The organism is Ramlibacter sp. (genome assembly GCA_019635435.1).
GTDB lineage: Bacteria > Pseudomonadota > Gammaproteobacteria > Burkholderiales > Burkholderiaceae_C > JAHBZM01.
Window position 1 is genome coordinate 1,217,139 of sequence record JAHBZM010000001.1, and the last position, 15,258, is coordinate 1,232,396.

The following is a 15,258-nucleotide window of genomic DNA, read 5'->3' on the forward strand; positions in this document are numbered from 1 at the left end:
GCGGCCCCGGGCTACTGGGCGCTGGCTTGCTGCACCGAGTCGGCGGCGGCCAGTTGGCCCCGCATCACGGCGGCCACCCGGTCAAACGCCGGCTTGGCCGAGGCAGACACCGGGATCGATTCGCTCTGCTTGGCAATGGTCAGCGGGTCCTGGTGGTGCCCGTTCACGCGGAATTCAAAGTGCAGGTGCGGCCCCGTGGCCCAGCCTGTGGAGCCCACGGCGCCGATCTTGTCGCCCTGGCTCACGCTCTGGCCGCGCCGGACAAAAATCCGGCTGAGGTGGGCATAGACCGTGGTGTTGTTGTTGCGGTGCTTCACAAACACCACGTTGCCGAAGCCGTTTTGCACACCGGCAAACTCGACCACGCCGTCGCCCACCGTGCGCACCGGCGTGCCCGTGGGCGCGGCGTAGTCCACCCCGAGGTGGGCCCGCCACTTCTGGAGGATCGGGTGGAAGCGCATCTTGAAGCCGCTGGTCACGCGCGAGAACTCCATGGGCGACGTGAGGAAGGCGCGGCGCAGGCTCTGGCCGTCCAGCGTGTAGTAGCCGCCCTTCTGGCCGGGTTCCTGGAACCACATGGCCTGGTAGGTCTTGCCGTTGTTGACGAACTCGGCCGACAGCACACGCCCCGTGCGCAGGGGCTCGCCATCGGCCTCGAGCGATTCGTAGATCACGCTGAAGCGGTCGCCCTTGCGCAGCGCGCGGTGGAAGTCGATGTCGCCCGAGAAAATCTCGGCCACCTGCACGGCCACGGCATCGGGGATGCGCGACTCGTCGGTGGCGGCGAACAGCGATGACTTGATGGTGCCGCTGCCCAGCCGGCTGGAGGCCGCGAGCGGGGCGCTTTCGATGCGTGAGGCGAAACCCGTTGCATTTTTCTCGACCACCAGGCGGCTGAACTTGCCGTCGTCTTCCGGTGTCCAGCGTGCGCTGAGTTTGAGCAGGCCATTGTGGTCGTCGGCCTCGGCCGTGACGGTGCGGCCGGCGCGCCCGAGCAGCCCGTTGCGGAAGTTGGCGTCATTGCGCAGGAACGCGGCTGCGGCCAGATCGTCAATGCCCAGCCGCTTGAGCAGCGCTTCGGCGGTGTCGCTGGACCGGGTCAGCTCGGAGCGGAACAGCTTGAAGCGGTGGACGTCGAGCGACTCGATCTGGGTTTGCAGGGGCAGGGTCTGGACCGATTCAATGACCTCGTGCACCGGCAGGTCGGCTGCATCGGGCGCCAGCGAGGCCACGGCGTAGGCGCCGCCGCCGCCGCCCAGCATCAGCGCGGCGACCAGCGCGGTCACCTGTTTGGGATGGTGTTCAATCGTATGGGCCAACCGGAACAACAATGCGCTGCCGGCGGCGATCAAGCCGTTGTTCAAAAGATGAGTCCCCAGAAAGAAGCCGTTGTCCCGGCCGGTGGGCCGGACGGTTCCCTGTGTTTTGGTCGTCCGTGAATTGCAAAAACTGCGCCAATTAAAATCCGGCACAGTCGATGGGCCATGAGTATAGCCAGCCCACCCCCCGCGTCATCTGAAAAAACCCTTATGAATCAAGCTCAAGTTACAAATTTTCCGGTGACCGACCGGGTTCGCGAGGCGCTGGCCGTCTCCCTGCGCGGCTGCGATGAGCTGATTCCGCAAGACGAATGGGTAAAAAAGCTCGCGCGGTCCGAGGCCACGGGCACGCCGCTGCGCATCAAACTGGGGCTGGACCCCACAGCGCCGGACATTCATGTCGGTCACACGGTCGTGCTGAACAAAATGCGTCAGCTGCAGGACCTGGGCCACACGGTTATTTTTTTGATTGGCGACTTCACCTCGATGATCGGCGACCCTTCCGGGCGCAACACCACCCGCCCGCCGCTGACCGCCGAGCAGATCAAGGCCAACGCCGAAACCTACCGCGCCCAGGCTGACAAGATCCTGGACCCGGCCAGAACCGAGCTGCGCTACAACAGCGAATGGAGCGACCCGCTGGGCGCGCGCGGCATGATCCAGCTGGCCGCCAAATACACGGTGGCCCGCATGATGGAGCGCAACGACTTCCATGACCGCTTCAAGGCCGGCACCTCGATCAGCGTGCACGAATTCCTGTACCCCCTGATGCAGGGCTACGACTCGGTGGCGCTCAAGAGCGACCTGGAACTCGGCGGCACCGACCAGAAATTCAACCTGCTGGTGGGCCGCCACCTGCAGGCCGAGTACGGCCAGGAGCCGCAGTGCATCCTGACCATGCCGCTGCTCGAAGGGCTGGACGGCGTCGAGAAGATGTCCAAGTCCAAGAACAATTACATCGGCATCAGCGAGGACGCCAACACCATGTTTGCCAAGGTGCTGTCGATCTCCGACACCCTCATGTGGCGCTGGTACCTGCTGCTGTCGTTCCAGAGCGAAGCGGCCATTGCGGCACTGAAGAAGGAGGTGGAAGGCGGGCGCAACCCCAAGGATGCCAAGGTCATGCTGGCCAAGGAGATCACCGCGCGCTTCCACAGCGCGGCCGCGGCTGATGCGGCGGAGCAGGACTTCATCAACCGCAGCAAGGGCGGTGTGCCCGACGAGATCCCTGAGGTGGCGCTGTCGGGCGCTCCTCTGGGGATCGGGGCCCTGCTCAAGTCGGCGGGCCTGGCGCCCTCCAGCAGCGAAGCCAACCGGCTGATCGACGGCGGGGGCGTGCGCGTGGATTCCAGCGTGGTGAGTGACAAGGGCCTGAAGCTGGCGGCCGGCACCTATGTGGTCCAGGTGGGCAAACGCAAGTTTGCCCGGGTCACGCTGGCCTGACAGCCGCGCCTGGCCATGAACGCCGTGCTCACCCGCCTCATGACCCCGCAGCGCCTGCTGCAGGCGTCGGTGGCCGTGGCCGTGATCACCATTGCGCTCAAGACCCTGGCCTGGTACATCACGGATTCGGTCGGCCTGCTGTCGGACGCCATGGAGTCGTTCGTGAACCTGGCCAGTGCCGTCTTTGCGCTGGTGATGGTGACGATTGCGGCCCGGCCGGCCGACGAAGACCACCCCTACGGCCACCACAAGGCCGAGTATTTTTCTTCGGGGTTCGAGGGCATCCTGATCATTGGCGCGGCGCTGGGCATCCTCTGGGCCGCCGGGCACCGGCTGTTCGACCCGCAGCCGCTGGTGCAGCTGGGCTGGGGCCTGGCGCTGTCGGTGGGCAGCTCGGCCCTGAACGGCGGGCTGGCCTGGGCCATGTTCCGCGCGGCGCGTGAGCACCGGTCGATTGCGCTGGAGGCCGATGCCCGGCACCTGGTCACCGATGTCTGGACTTCGGCTGGCGTGGTGGTGGGCCTGGCCGGGGTGATGCTCACGGGCTGGCTCTGGCTGGATGCCCTGGTGGGCATGGGCGTGGCGCTGAACATCCTGCGCGAGGGCTTTCACCTGATGCAGCGCTCGTCGCAAGGGCTGATGGACGAGGCGCTCGAACCCGAGGTGCTGGCCGAGATCCACAAGACCCTGGACATCTTTGCCCATCCCACCATCCGCTTTGACCATGTGACCACGCGCAAGGCCGGCCAGCGCCGCTTTGTCGACCTGCACATGCACATGCCCGCGAGCTGGAGCCTGGGCCGGGCCGCGGCGCTGCGCACCAGCGTCGAGCAGGCCCTGATGAGCGCCGTGCCGGGGCTGCGCGCCACCATCCAGCTGCTGCCCAGCGATGTGGAAGCCCACTTTGATGACGAGAAGGACCTGATCTGATGCTGGCCGTGGTGCAAAGGGTGAGCGAGGCACGCGTGGTGGTGGATGGGGCGGTGATTGGCGAGATCGGCCAGGGCCTGCTGGTGCTGGTCTGCGCCGAGCGCGGCGACAGCGAGGCGCAGGCCGACAGGCTGCTGGCCAAGCTGCTCAAGCTGCGCATCTTTTCAGACGAGGCCGGCAAGATGAACCGCAGCGTGCAGGACGTGGCCGGTGGCTTGTTGCTGGTCAGCCAGTTCACGCTGGCGGCCGACACCGCGGGCGGCAACCGGCCCAGCTTCACCCAGGCCGCGGCGCCCGACGAGGGCCGCAGGCTCTATGACCATGTGGTGACCCAGGCGCGCGCGGCGCACCCGGTGGTGCAGACCGGCCGGTTTGCGGCCGACATGAAGGTGCAACTGGTCAACGACGGGCCGGTCACCATCCCCCTGACCGTGCGCTGAGCTGGCCGCGTCAGTAGGGGTTGGCAAACCCCAGCGCGCCCAGCAGCAGGATTTCCAGCGCTTCCATCTCGAGCGCGTCGCGCTCATTCGTTTCGTGGTCGTAGCCCTGCGCGTGCAGCGTGCCGTGCACCAACAAATGGGCGTAGTGGGCCTGCAGCGTCTTGCCCTGCTCGCGGGCCTCGCGCGCCACCACGGGCCCGCACAGCACCAGGTCGGCGGCCACCACCGGTTCACGTGTGTAGTCGAAGGTCAGCACGTTGGTGGCGTAGTCCTTGCCGCGGTACTGCAGGTTCAGCGCCCGGCCCTCGGCTTCGCCCACGATGCGCACGGTCATTTCAGCCGGGGCGTTGAGCGCATGGCCGATCCAGCGGCGCACCTCGGCGCGCGGCAGCGCCGCGCGGTGCGCCGCGCTGCCGGGAAAGGCCGCAAACTGCAGTGACAACTCGGGTTTTTGCATCAAACAGGGCTGGAGTCCAATACTGGCGGCCACTCTTCGCTATTTATTTGGTAGCAGCGGAGGATTTGCGCGAGGCGTCGTAGGCGTCCACGATGCGGGCCACCAGCGGGTGGCGCACCACGTCGGCGCTGGTGAAGCGGGTGTGGGCGATGCCCTTGACGCGCTTGAGCACGCGCTCGGCGTCGATCAGGCCGCTGAGCTGGTCCTTGGGCAGGTCGATCTGGCTCACGTCGCCGGTCACCACGCACTTGGCGCCAAAGCCGATGCGCGTGAGGAACATCTTCATCTGCTCGGGCGTGGTGTTCTGCGCTTCGTCCAGGATCACAAACGCGTTGTTCAGCGTACGCCCGCGCATGAAGGCCAGCGGCGCGATCTCCAGCGCCTGGCGCTCAAAGGCCTTGACCACTTTCTCGAAGCCCATGAGGTCGTACAGCGCGTCGTACAGCGGGCGCAGGTAAGGGTCCACCTTCTGGCTCAGGTCGCCGGGCAGAAAGCCCAGCTTCTCGCCGGCCTCCACGGCCGGGCGCGTGAGCACGATGCGCTGCACCGCGCTGCGCTCCAGCGCGTCCACCGCCATGGCCACGGCCAGGTAGGTCTTGCCCGTGCCCGCGGGGCCAATGCCAAAGGTGATGTCGTGGTTGGCGATGTTGTCCAGGTACACGCTCTGGGTGGGTGTGCGCGCGCGCAGGTCGGCCCGGCGGGTCTGCAGGGTCATGGCGCCGTCCGGGTCCTCGGACATGGCGGCGTCACCGGCCAGCATCAGCTGCACCTTGACGGCGTCAATCGGGCGGGCGGCAATTTCGTACAGCGCCTGCAGCACTTCCAGAGCCCGCTGGGCCTTGGCCTTGGGGCCGTCGATCTTGAACTGCTCGTGGCGGTGCGCAATGCGCACCTGCAGCGCGGCCTCGATGGTGCGCAAATGTTCGTCGGTGGGGCCGCAAAGCTGGGCCAGGCGGGTGTTGCTGGGGGGAGAAAAGGTGTGGTGCAGAATCACCTTCCCATTGTCGTTCATTCCCCCCTCTGCCGTGGCCCCAGCCGTAGACGCGCCCCATGACGAAGCCGGCAGCCCGCTGCCGCGCTGGCGCTTCTGGGCCGCGTCGCTGCTGATCGTGCTGTTCGCGCTGCTGGGCCTGGTGCGCTCGCTGCAGGAGCCTTCGCTGGGCTGGCGCTTTGTGCTGCGTGGCGACCAGGTGGACGCGCTGCCGCTGGTGCGCGACAAACCCGTGCTGCGGGGCGTTCAGGCCCTGTCGGCCGGCGGCGTGCGGGTGCCGCTCACGCCGCTGCTGCTGACCGAGAGCGCGGGCATTCTCAACCGCTATGCCGACCAGGACCTGTTTTTTGCCGGCCACGCCGCGCTGTGGCAGGTGCTGGCGCAGCCGCGGGTGCGCATCGAGCATGCGGGCGGCGTCGAGATGGCGGCCCCCGCGCCGCGCGAGCTGGCCGAGCTGGGGCCGCGTTTCTGGTTCCCCTGGGCCGTGGCCCTGCTGTCCATGTCGGTCGGGCTCGCGGTCTGGGTGTTCCGGCCGCGCGATGCCTCGGCCCGCTGGTACATGCTGGCCAGCCTGGGCTATGCCTTTGGCATGCTGTGCACGGCGGGCTGGGGCGGCCGGCTTCTGACCCAGCCGCCGGCGCTGTGGCGCGAGCTGCATGTGGCGTCGCACGCGGCCTCGTTCCTGCTGGCGGGCGGCCTGTGCATGGTGCTGTGGGCGCATCCGAGCCGGCTGGGCCTGCGCTGGTTTCCGCCGGTGCTGGCGGCGCTGACCACGCTCTCGGTGCTGGCGGATGGCGGGCGCTGGCTGCCCACCATTGCGCTGGCTTTCCGCCTGCCCGCGGTGCTGGTGGTGGTGGCGCTGGCCTGGCTGTATGCGCGCCAGTGGCGCGCCGCGAGTGGCGACCCGGTCAAGCGGGCCCAGCTCAAGTGGCTGGGCCTGCTGCTGTTTGCCGCGCTCTCGGTGGTGTTTGTGGCCTATGCCGTGGGCGCCACGGGCTATGTGGTGTCGATCCCGCAGAACTATGGCCTGGCCTGGATCGCGCTGGCTTTCCTCGGCCTGGTGCCGCTGGTCAGCCGGGTGGGCCTGTTCCGGCTGGACCGCTGGTGGGCCGTGGCCTGGCTCTGGTTCCTGGGCGGCCTGCTGGTGGTGGCGCTGGACCTGCTGCTGCTGGTGCTGCTGCCCCTGAGCAATGAAACCGCGCTGGCGCTGGCCCTGGCCGCGGGGGGCTGGGTCTACTTTCCCTTGCGCCAGGCGTTGTGGCGCCGGCTCTCGCGCGGCGCGCTGCCGGAGACCCGCGACGTGCTGCCCGACGTGGTGGCCCTGGTCACGCAGGGCGGCGCCGGCGCGCACCTCAATGCGCGCTGGACGGCGCTGTGGGACCGGCTGTTCGAGCCCCAGCACCTGCTGACTTGCCACCACGATGGCGAGGTGCAGGTGGTGGGCAATGGCGAGGCGCTGCGCGTGCCTGGCGTGGGCGGACTGCAGGGGCTGGAACTGCGGCTGGCGGCGCGTGGCGCGCGCCTGTTCAACACCGGCGACCTGCGCCGCGGCGACGAGATCCTGCGCCTGGTGCGCCACGGCCTGGCGTCGCAGGAGTCCCACCAGCGCGTGGTGCGCGAGGAGCGCCAGCGCATTGCCGCCGACCTGCACGACGACCTGGGCGCCAAGCTGCTGACCATTGCCCAGGCCAGCCTGCAGGAAGACGACCGGACCCGCGTGGCCAGCCTGGCGCGCCAGGCGCTGGACGAGATGCGCCTGTCGGTGCGCGGCATGGCGGGCGAGGCCGCGCCGGCCGACGATGTGCTGGCCGACTGGCGCGCCGAGACCGTGACGCGCCTGCGCGCCGCAGGACTTGAAGCCCAATGGACCGCGGACGAGCCCGGGCCCGGGCTGGTGCTGCCCGCGCGGGCCCATGTGCAACTCACGCGCATCCTGCGCGAGGCCGTGTCCAACGTGATCCGCCACAGCGGCGGCACGGCCTGCACCGTGCGCATCGGCTTTGACGCCGACGCCCTGCGCCTGGAAGTCCAGGACAACGGCCGCGGCCTGCCTGCCGCGCCCTCGGGCGCCGGCCACGGCCTGCCCGGCATCGAGCGGCGGGTGCGCAAGCTCGCGGGGCGCCACGCGCTCGGGCCCGCGCCCGGAGGCGGCACGCTGCTGCAGGTGGTGATTCCGCTCGGGGTGCAATCCGCTAACATCGACCTGCCATGAACAGCGCCCTCATCGTCGAAGACCTGCCCGAGATCCGGACCTGGCTCGGCGACGTGGCGCGCGCGGCCTTTCCGCAGATGCAGGTGGTGACCGCGGGCCGCCGTGACGAGGCGCTGGCCTGCGTGCAGCAGGGCCGCTTTGACCTGGCACTGATTGACCTGGGCCTGCCCGACGGCAGCGGCATTGACGTGGTGGGCGCGCTGCGCAAGCTGCAGCCCGCGGCCTTTCCGGTGGTGGTGACGATTTATGACGACGACGACCACCTGTTCCCGGCGCTGCAGGCCGGCGCCTTTGGCTACCTGCTCAAGGAGCAGCCGCAGGAAACCCTGGTGGCCCAGCTGCTGCGCATGACCCAGGGCGAGCCGCCGCTGTCGCCGCCGATCGCGCGGCGGGTGCTGGCGCACTTTGCCGGCGCGTCCAACCGGCGCCACGCGCTGGTGCGCGAGCTGGAAAACGAGGTCAGCCTGACCGAGCGCGAGACCGAGGTGCTGCAGCGCGTGGCCAAGGGCTACACCCTGCCCGAGATCGCTCAGCAGTTCGGCCTGTCGCGCCACACCATCGCCGACTACATCAAGCAGATCTACCGCAAGCTCAATGTGTCCTCGCGCGCCGAAGCCGCGCTGGAAGCCGCGCGGCGCGGGCTGGTGAACCCCTGACTGGAAATACATCTTGATTGGACGACTCCAGGGCACGCTGGCCGAAAAGAACCCGCCGCAGGTGCTGGTGGACTGCCATGGCGTGGGCTATGAGGTGGATGTGCCCATGAGCACCTTCTACAACCTGCCCGCGCTGGGTGACAAGGTCACGCTGCTGACCCACTTTGTGGTGCGCGAGGACGCGCAGATATTGTTCGGCTTTGGCACCGCGAGCGAGCGCGACGCCTTCCGCCAGCTCATCAAGATTTCCGGCGTGGGGCCGCGCACGGCGCTGGGCGTGCTCAGCGGCATGAGCGTGGCCGACATCGCGCAGGCCGTGACCGCGCAGGACGCGGGCCGGCTGGTCAAGGTGCCGGGCATCGGCAAGAAAACCGCCGAGCGCCTGCTGCTGGAGCTCAAGGGCAAGTTCGGCCCTGACCTGGGCGCCGGAGCCAGCGTGGCCAGTGACGCGCAGGCCGACATCCTGCAGGCGCTGGTTGCGCTGGGCTACAGCGACAAGGACGCCGCCGCCACGCTCAAGACCCTGCCCAAGGACGTGGGTGTGAGCGAGGGCATCAAGCTCGCGCTGCGCTCGCTGGCCAAGTGAAGCCGAAACGGGGCCCGCCATGAGCATCCAGACCGACGACTTCGACATGCCGGCCTCCAGGCGCGTGGTCTCGGCCGCGCCGGCCTCGCCCAACGAAGAGGCGATTGAACGCGCACTTCGCCCCAAGCTGTTTGACGACTACGTGGGCCAGTCCAAGACGCGCGAACAGCTCGAGATTTTCATCGGCGCCGCGCGCAAGCGCGAAGAGGCGCTGGACCATGTGCTGCTGTTTGGCCCGCCCGGACTGGGCAAGACCACCTTGAGCCACATCATTGCCCACGAGCTGGGCGTGAACCTGCGCCAGACCTCGGGCCCGGTGCTGGAAAAGCCCAAGGACCTCGCCGCGCTGCTGACCAACCTGGAGAAGAACGACGTTCTTTTCATCGACGAAATCCACCGGCTCAGCCCCGTGGTGGAAGAAATCCTCTACCCCGCGCTGGAGGACTACCAGATCGACATCATGATCGGCGAGGGTCCGGCCGCGCGCAGCATCAAGCTGGACCTGCAGCCCTTCACGCTGGTGGGCGCCACCACGCGCGCCGGCATGCTGACCAACCCGCTGCGTGACCGCTTTGGCATCGTCGCGCGGCTGGAGTTCTATACGGCCGAAGAACTGGCCCGCATCGTCAAACGCAGCGCCGGCCTGCTCAACGCGCCCATGGACGAGGAGGGCGGGGTGGAGATTGCCCGGCGCTCACGCGGCACGCCGCGCATTGCCAACCGCCTGCTGCGCCGCGTGCGTGACTATGCCGATGTGAAGGGCACGGGCCGCATCACGGCCGAGATCGCCCACAAGGCGCTGGCCATGCTCGACGTGGACCCACAGGGCTTTGACGTGATGGACCGCAAGCTGCTCGAAGCGGTGATTCACCGCTTTGACGGTGGCCCTGTGGGCCTGGACAACATTGCCGCCAGCATCGGCGAGGAGCGCGACACGATTGAAGACGTGATCGAGCCCTACCTGATCCAGCAAGGCTACCTGCAGCGCACGCCGCGCGGGCGCATTGCCACGCTGGCGGCGTACCGTCACCTGGGGGTGGCGCCGCCCAAGAGCGCGGGCGCGCTGTTCGGGGACTGAGGCGTGGCGGCCGCCACCGGCCGCGCCCACCGCACGATCAGGACCTGGGCCACATAGTAGGTGGACAGCACCCAGGCCTGGGCCATGGGCAGCGGGGTGACGAACCGGTTCACCGCCAGCAGCGAATCGCTGAGCATGAAGAAGCCCGCGCCCACGGCCACGCCCAGGGCGGCGCGCCCCTGCTCGCCGGCATTCAGCACCGTGGCGCGGCCCATGGCCTGCGCGGCCATCAGCGCGATCACCACCACATAGGCCGCCACCGGAATGCGCAGCGCCGCAGGCAGGCCGCCGGCCCACAAAAAGGCGTACATGCCGCCGCCGATGGCCAGCGTGGCCGCCAGCGCCTGCCGGCTGGGGAACCAGGCCTGCCCCTGCTTGAACAGCGCGATGTAGAACAGGTGCGCGGTGAGAAAGGCGACCAGCCCGGGGATGAAATAGCCCGGGAACATCAGCAGCACATCGCCCGCCAGTGAAAACACCACGCCGGCCGCCAGAAATGCATCAAATCGGCCTGGAGTCCTTGCTGCGCGGGCACGGTGTGCTACAAAAACAAGAGCAATCACCATCGCCAGCGGCTTGAAGACGCGGTGCAGGTCAACCAGCCCGGCCGCGGCGGTGGCCGTGGCCAGGGCCCCGGCTTCCACCATCAGGGCCTCGAGCATGGTGATGCGGCCCTGCATCACCGCGCCCACGGCCCACAGGCCGGCGCTGAGCACGCCCAGCCACAGCGCGGACTGCGCCAGCGGCAGCGTGTCGGCCACCCACAGAAAGCCCGCCACGCCCTGCAGCAGCACCACGAACTGCACCGCGCCAAACCACATCACGGCGCGGCTCATGGGCGGGTGGTAGGTCTGCACGCCGGCCAGGTCAAAGGGCGCGCTGGGGAAGCGCGCGGCCACGTCGGCCGGCCGCCAGCCGGGCGGCTTGAGCCACACGCGCAGCTTGTCGGCCCAGCTTCGGGTGTGCCAGGAGTCCTTGAGCAGGCCCCAGTAGACCTCGGCATTGGCCCACAGCGGGTCCCAGCTGTTCAGCGGCTTGCGCGTGCCGTAGACGCACTTTTCGTCTTCCTCCTTGAAGCTGCCAAACAGCCGGTCCCAGATGATCAGCACGCCGCCGTAGTTGCGGTCCAGGTAGCGGTCGTTCACCGCATGGTGCACGCGGTGGTTGGACGGGCTGCAGAACCAGCGGTCGAACCAGCCGAGCTTGGGCACATGCTCGGTATGGACCCAGAACTGGTAGAGCAGGTCGATCAACGAGACGATGCCAAACACCAGCGGCGGCACGCCCGCCACCGCCATGGGCAGGTAAAAGATCCAGCCCAGCAGCGCGCCCGAGCTGGTCTGGCGCAGCGCGGTGGACAGGTTGTAGTCCTGGCTCTGGTGGTGCACCACATGGGCCGCCCAGAACACCGCGCTTTCATGGCCGGCGCGGTGCAGCCAGTAGTAGCAGAAGTCGTAGAACACCAGCGCCAGCAGCCAGCCGTACCAGGTGGTCCACAGCGCCTCGTCGGGCCAGATCGCCACCGCGCCATACACCGCGGTGTAGATGCCCACGCGCAGCAGCCGCGTGAACACGGCGCTGATCTGGCTCAGCATGCCCAGGCCGATGCTGTTGATGGCGTCGTTGAGCCGGTAGGTGTTGCGGCGCCGGGCGTAGCCCCAGGCGAACTCGATCGCGATCAGCAGGAAGAAAACCGGGGTCGCAAGGACAATGATCTGGCTGGGGCTCATCTCCCGATTCTCGGCAGGATCAGGTCAATGCGCCTCTGGCATCAACCCTGATGATGCGCTCGACCTTGCCCGCGCGCAGGCCGCCGGTGACGCCGATCATGAAGTCGTGCAGGTTGACCGTGGGGTCGCAGTGGCCGGGCACCAGCCACAGGTAGCGCCCCAGGGCCGGCAGGCGCTGGCCGGTGCCCGCGGTGCGCAGCACGCCGTGCTCGTCGCCGCCGTTGAAATACTCCAGCTCGGTCTCGGCCTCGAAGGCGTGCACCAGGGGCAGGCCGGAGTCGATGGCATGGCTCTTGTGGCCGGCATCGCACACCACATGGGTCGCGCAGGTGCTGATGACCTGGGTCTTGACGAACAGCGCATGCTCGAACTGCGGCTGGGCCGGATCGCGTTCATTTCTGGCGTAGTCGGCGTCCATGAACAGGAACGACCCCGCCTGCAGCTCGCCGTAGACGCCGCTGGCCGCCTCCAGCACCAGGCTGCCCGTGCCCGCGCCCGTGACCAGGTCCACGGGCACGCCCTTGGTCTCGATCAGCTTGCGGGTGTACAGCACGTCTTCCACCGCCACCGCAATGGCCTCGCGCCGCTCCTGCGCGCCGCGCAGGTGCTGGGCCTTGCCGTGGTAGGCCTGCAGGCCGGCAAAGCGCAGCGCCGGGTGCCGGCGGATTTCCAGCGCCAGCGCCACAGCGGCGCTGCCGGGCGCCACGCCGCAGCGCCGCTGGCCCACGTCAATCTCCACAAACACATCGATCACCGCGCTCTTGCCGCCGCCAACCCGGGCTTCGTTCATGGCCTGGGCCAGCCGCGCCACGCCTTCCTCGCTGTCCACCGCAATGGCCAGCCGGCCATTCTGGGCCGCGAGCTTTTGCGCCAGCGCCGCCACCCGGGCGAGCTTGTGCGGCGAAATCACCTCGTTGCTGATGTAAACATTGGTCACGCCGCCCGCCACCATGGCCTCGGCCTCGGCGGTTTTCTGCACGCACACGCCCACCGCGCCGGCCTGCATCTGCAGTTTGGCCAGGGCCGAGCTCTTGTGCATCTTGGCGTGCGGGCGCCAGCGGATGTCGTGCTTTTTGGCAAAGTCGGCCATGCGGCTGAGGTTGCGCTGCATGGCGTCGATGTCCACCACCAGCGCGGGCGTGTCGATCGCATCGACCGGCCGCCCCACCAATTCACGCAGGGCATCGGGCACGGGGCGGGCGGGCGTGTCAGGTGTGGGTTTCATCGCGTGAGGTCTGGTCAAGGTGTTGGCTGTCGGACCAGCCGACCAGCGAGAAGCCCTGGGGCGTCCAGAGCAGGCGGTTGATGGCAGCATTGCCCAGCTGCCAGGTGCGCGGTGCCTGCAGCTCCTGGCGGGTGGCGATGCGGTAGAGCACGTCCAGCACCCCGCCGTGCGCCACCAGCACGATCTGGCTGCCCGCATGGCGCGCGGCCAGCTCGGTGGCCGTGGTTTCGATGCGCTCGCGCAGCTGCAGCAACGACTCGCCACCCTCGGGTGCCCATTCGGGCACGCGCCTGCGCCAGGCCAGGGCCTCGTCGGGCCAGGTGGCTTCGATCTCGGCAAAGGTGCGGCCCTCGAACCGGCCGAAATGGCGCTCGCGCAGGCCGGCGTGCGACACCACCTCGCGCCCCGTGGTGCGGGCAATGGCGCGGGCCGTGGCGTTGGCACGCATCAGGTCGCTGGCGTAAATGGCCTGCACCGGCTCGCCGGCCAGCGCCTCGGCCACGCGCGCGGCCTGCCATTGGCCGGTTTCATTGAGCGGGATGTCCAGCTGGCCCTGGATGCGGGTGTCCACGTTCCAGGCGGTTTCGCCGTGGCGGATGGCAATGATGCGGGTGGCTTCCAAAGGTTCTTTCTGTTCAGCGGGCCGGGACCTGGATGTTGACCTTGCGCACGCCGGCCGGCGCGGCCGGAAAGCCCTGCAGCGCGGCGCCAAACATGGCGGGCAGCACGGCGGCGTTGTCGCTCCAGGGGCCATCGCTCACGGCGTGGCTCTCATAGACGACCTTCTGGCTGGCCAGTTCGCGCAGGATCACGCTGACCTCGCGGCGGTACCAGGGTTGCTCCATGCGGCCAAAGGCCGACATGCCCCAGGGGCCGGTGCCGATGCCAATGCCCACATTCACGCCCACGCCGCCCCAGCCGTCCCAAGGGTCGGTCCAGGGCGACAGCGCCCGCTGCACGCGCGCGGCCACCTGCACGCTGTAACGCGGGGCGGCGTCGTCGCGCCGCAGGCCGGCATTGAACAGCGCGGCGTCGGCAAAGGCCTCCACCTCGTTCTGCTGCGGCGTCTGCTGCAGCGGCAGCCGCTCAAAGCGGTAGGTCGGGTGCGCCGGCAGTGCCGCCAGGCTGGAAAAGCTGCGGACCTCGTTGTCCAGCTGGAACGAGGTGGCGCAGCCCGCCAGCGCCAGCGTGGCAGCGGTCAGCACGGCCAGGCGGGTGAGGGACGCGGTCATGGGCACCTCCTGCGGCAGGATCAGACGCGGATGACTTGCAGGCCGGGCAAGGCGGCGGCGGGCGGAAATTCCTCGGCATCAAAGGCCTTGTCACCCTCTTCGTCGGGCACGCCGCTGGCTTTCAGACCCTTGAAGTCGTAACGCGTTCCGTCGGCCAGGTGAGAGGGCACGACATTTTGTAACGCCGTGAACATGCTCTCGATGCGGCCCGGGTGCTTCTTTTCCCACTCGCGCAGCATGGCCGCCACCTGCTTGCGCTGCAGGTTCTCCTGGCTGCCGCACAGCGTGCAGGGGATGATGGGAAAGGCCTTGTGCTCGGCCCAGCGCACGAGGTCTTTCTCGGGCACATAGGCCAGCGGGCGGATCACGATGTGCTTGCCGTCGTCGCTCACCAGCTTGGGCGGCATGCCCTTGAGCTTGCCGCCGAAGAACATGTTGAGAAAGAAGGTCTGCAGCAGGTCGTCGCGGTGGTGACCCAGCGCGATCTTGGTGGCGCCCAGTTCGTCGGCCACGCGGTACAGAATCCCGCGGCGCAGCCGCGAGCACAGGCTGCACATGGTCTTGCCCGGCGCGATCTTGTCCTTGACGATGGAGTAGGTGTCCTGGTTCTCGATGTGGAACGGGATGCCCAGTTCCTTGAGGTAGGCCGGCAGGATGTGCTCGGGGAAACCGGGCTGCTTCTGGTCGAGATTGACGGCGACGATGCTGAACTGGATGGGCGCGCGGGCCTGCATCTTGAGCAGGATGTCCAGCATGCCGTAGCTGTCCTTGCCACCGGAAAGGCACACCATGACCTTGTCGCCCTCTTCAATCATGTTGAAGTCGACAATGGCCTGCCCCATGAGGCGGCACAGGCGCTTTTCGAGCTTGTGGGTTTCGCGCTCGATCTTGAGGCTGCGCTCCAACGTGGCCGCCGCCGGCTCGGCATCTATCCAGACTGCATTCATGGCCCGTATTGT

15 protein-coding genes are annotated in these 15,258 nt (G+C 68.3%); 7 read left to right on the top strand and 8 right to left on the bottom strand.

Translation table 11 applies throughout. From position 1 onward, the window contains the following. Window positions 1-11: 11 nt before the first annotated feature. Complete coding sequence (locus KF796_05780) at window positions 12-1,364, bottom strand: M23 family metallopeptidase (GenBank protein MBX3586132.1); 1,353 nt, start codon at window positions 1,362-1,364, stop codon at window positions 12-14. A gap of 165 nt (window positions 1,365-1,529) precedes the next feature. Here KF796_05780 and KF796_05785 point away from each other — a divergent pair, with 165 nt between their 5' ends. Genes KF796_05785 through dtd form a run of 3 tightly spaced genes read left to right on the top strand, consistent with a single transcriptional unit; the run spans window position 1,530 to window position 4,132 of the window. After that, on the top strand, window positions 1,530-2,762 hold the full coding sequence (locus KF796_05785) for a tyrosine--tRNA ligase (GenBank protein MBX3586133.1): 1,233 nt from the start codon (window positions 1,530-1,532) through the stop codon (window positions 2,760-2,762). Window positions 2,763-2,777: 15 nt separating this feature from the next. Next, window positions 2,778-3,692 carry a cation transporter gene (locus tag KF796_05790; protein ID MBX3586134.1) on the top strand — a complete coding sequence of 305 codons (915 nt, stop codon included), beginning with the start codon at window positions 2,778-2,780 and terminating at the stop codon, window positions 3,690-3,692. Then, window positions 3,692-4,132, top strand: a complete 441-nt coding sequence (gene dtd, locus KF796_05795) for a D-tyrosyl-tRNA(Tyr) deacylase (GenBank protein ID MBX3586135.1) — start codon at window positions 3,692-3,694, stop codon at window positions 4,130-4,132. Before KF796_05790 ends, dtd begins: the two co-directional genes overlap by 1 nt. A 10-nt stretch (window positions 4,133-4,142) precedes the next feature. Here dtd and ybeY read toward each other — a convergent pair whose 3' ends face one another. Then, window positions 4,143-4,589, bottom strand: coding sequence for an rRNA maturation RNase YbeY (gene ybeY / locus KF796_05800; protein MBX3586136.1), 447 nt, complete (start codon window positions 4,587-4,589; stop codon window positions 4,143-4,145). Window positions 4,590-4,632: 43 nt separating this feature from the next. Beyond that, window positions 4,633-5,583, bottom strand: coding sequence for a PhoH family protein (locus tag KF796_05805; protein MBX3586137.1), 951 nt, complete (start codon window positions 5,581-5,583; stop codon window positions 4,633-4,635). A gap of 31 nt (window positions 5,584-5,614) precedes the next feature. Here KF796_05805 and KF796_05810 point away from each other — a divergent pair, with 31 nt between their 5' ends. From KF796_05810 to ruvB, 4 genes are read left to right on the top strand one after another with little or no spacing between them, the layout of a single operon-like run. Continuing rightward, entirely contained in the window at window positions 5,615-7,792 is a 2,178-nt protein-coding gene (locus KF796_05810) for a sensor histidine kinase (protein ID MBX3586138.1), read from the top strand. Beyond that, window positions 7,789-8,448: a response regulator transcription factor gene (locus KF796_05815; protein MBX3586139.1), complete on the top strand. Its 660-nt coding sequence runs from the start codon at window positions 7,789-7,791 to the stop codon at window positions 8,446-8,448. Before KF796_05810 ends, KF796_05815 begins: the two co-directional genes overlap by 4 nt. Window positions 8,449-8,461: 13 nt before the next feature. Next, window positions 8,462-9,034, top strand: coding sequence for a Holliday junction branch migration protein RuvA (ruvA, locus tag KF796_05820; protein ID MBX3586140.1), 573 nt, complete (start codon window positions 8,462-8,464; stop codon window positions 9,032-9,034). 19 nt (window positions 9,035-9,053) lie between these two features. After that, the gene (ruvB, locus tag KF796_05825; protein ID MBX3586141.1) at window positions 9,054-10,112 is read left to right on the top strand and encodes a Holliday junction branch migration DNA helicase RuvB; all 1,059 of its coding nucleotides are present in this window, start codon (window positions 9,054-9,056) and stop codon (window positions 10,110-10,112) included. Here ruvB and KF796_05830 read toward each other — a convergent pair. Genes KF796_05830 through ttcA form a run of 5 tightly spaced genes read right to left on the bottom strand, consistent with a single transcriptional unit; the run spans window position 10,061 to window position 15,246 of the window. Next, on the bottom strand, window positions 10,061-11,842 hold the full coding sequence (locus KF796_05830) for a sterol desaturase family protein (protein ID MBX3586142.1): 1,782 nt from the start codon (window positions 11,840-11,842) through the stop codon (window positions 10,061-10,063). The two genes, ruvB and KF796_05830, sit on opposite strands and share 52 nt — an antisense overlap. 19 nt (window positions 11,843-11,861) lie before the next feature. After that, window positions 11,862-13,067 (bottom strand): DSD1 family PLP-dependent enzyme, encoded by a 1,206-nt coding sequence (locus KF796_05835; GenBank protein MBX3586143.1) that lies wholly within the window; start codon window positions 13,065-13,067, stop codon window positions 11,862-11,864. After that, a complete protein-coding gene (locus KF796_05840) occupies window positions 13,051-13,689 on the bottom strand; it encodes a histidine phosphatase family protein (protein ID MBX3586144.1) in 639 nt (212 codons plus the stop codon). Before KF796_05840 ends, KF796_05835 begins: the two co-directional genes overlap by 17 nt. 13 nt (window positions 13,690-13,702) lie before the next feature. After that, entirely contained in the window at window positions 13,703-14,299 is a 597-nt protein-coding gene (locus tag KF796_05845; GenBank protein ID MBX3586145.1) for a DUF4136 domain-containing protein, read from the bottom strand. A gap of 20 nt (window positions 14,300-14,319) precedes the next feature. Further along, complete coding sequence (ttcA, locus tag KF796_05850) at window positions 14,320-15,246, bottom strand: tRNA 2-thiocytidine(32) synthetase TtcA (GenBank protein MBX3586146.1); 927 nt, start codon at window positions 15,244-15,246, stop codon at window positions 14,320-14,322. Window positions 15,247-15,258 lie beyond the last annotated feature (12 nt).

What these genes read in the sequence shown, in the direction of transcription:
- ruvB (MBX3586141.1), top strand. Translation starts at nt 9,054, where the DNA reads ATGAGCATCCAGACCGACGACTTCGACATGCCGGCCTCCAGGCGCGTG.
- ybeY (MBX3586136.1), bottom strand. Translation starts at nt 4,589, where the DNA reads ATGCAAAAACCCGAGTTGTCACTGCAGTTTGCGGCCTTTCCCGGCAGC.
- ttcA (MBX3586146.1), bottom strand. Translation starts at nt 15,246, where the DNA reads ATGAATGCAGTCTGGATAGATGCCGAGCCGGCGGCGGCCACGTTGGAG.
- KF796_05815 (MBX3586139.1), top strand. Translation starts at nt 7,789, where the DNA reads ATGAACAGCGCCCTCATCGTCGAAGACCTGCCCGAGATCCGGACCTGG.
- dtd (MBX3586135.1), top strand. Translation starts at nt 3,692, where the DNA reads ATGCTGGCCGTGGTGCAAAGGGTGAGCGAGGCACGCGTGGTGGTGGAT.
- KF796_05845 (MBX3586145.1), bottom strand. Translation starts at nt 14,299, where the DNA reads ATGACCGCGTCCCTCACCCGCCTGGCCGTGCTGACCGCTGCCACGCTG.
- KF796_05790 (MBX3586134.1), top strand. Translation starts at nt 2,778, where the DNA reads ATGAACGCCGTGCTCACCCGCCTCATGACCCCGCAGCGCCTGCTGCAG.
- KF796_05785 (MBX3586133.1), top strand. Translation starts at nt 1,530, where the DNA reads ATGAATCAAGCTCAAGTTACAAATTTTCCGGTGACCGACCGGGTTCGC.
- KF796_05835 (MBX3586143.1), bottom strand. Translation starts at nt 13,067, where the DNA reads ATGAAACCCACACCTGACACGCCCGCCCGCCCCGTGCCCGATGCCCTG.
- KF796_05830 (MBX3586142.1), bottom strand. Translation starts at nt 11,842, where the DNA reads ATGAGCCCCAGCCAGATCATTGTCCTTGCGACCCCGGTTTTCTTCCTG.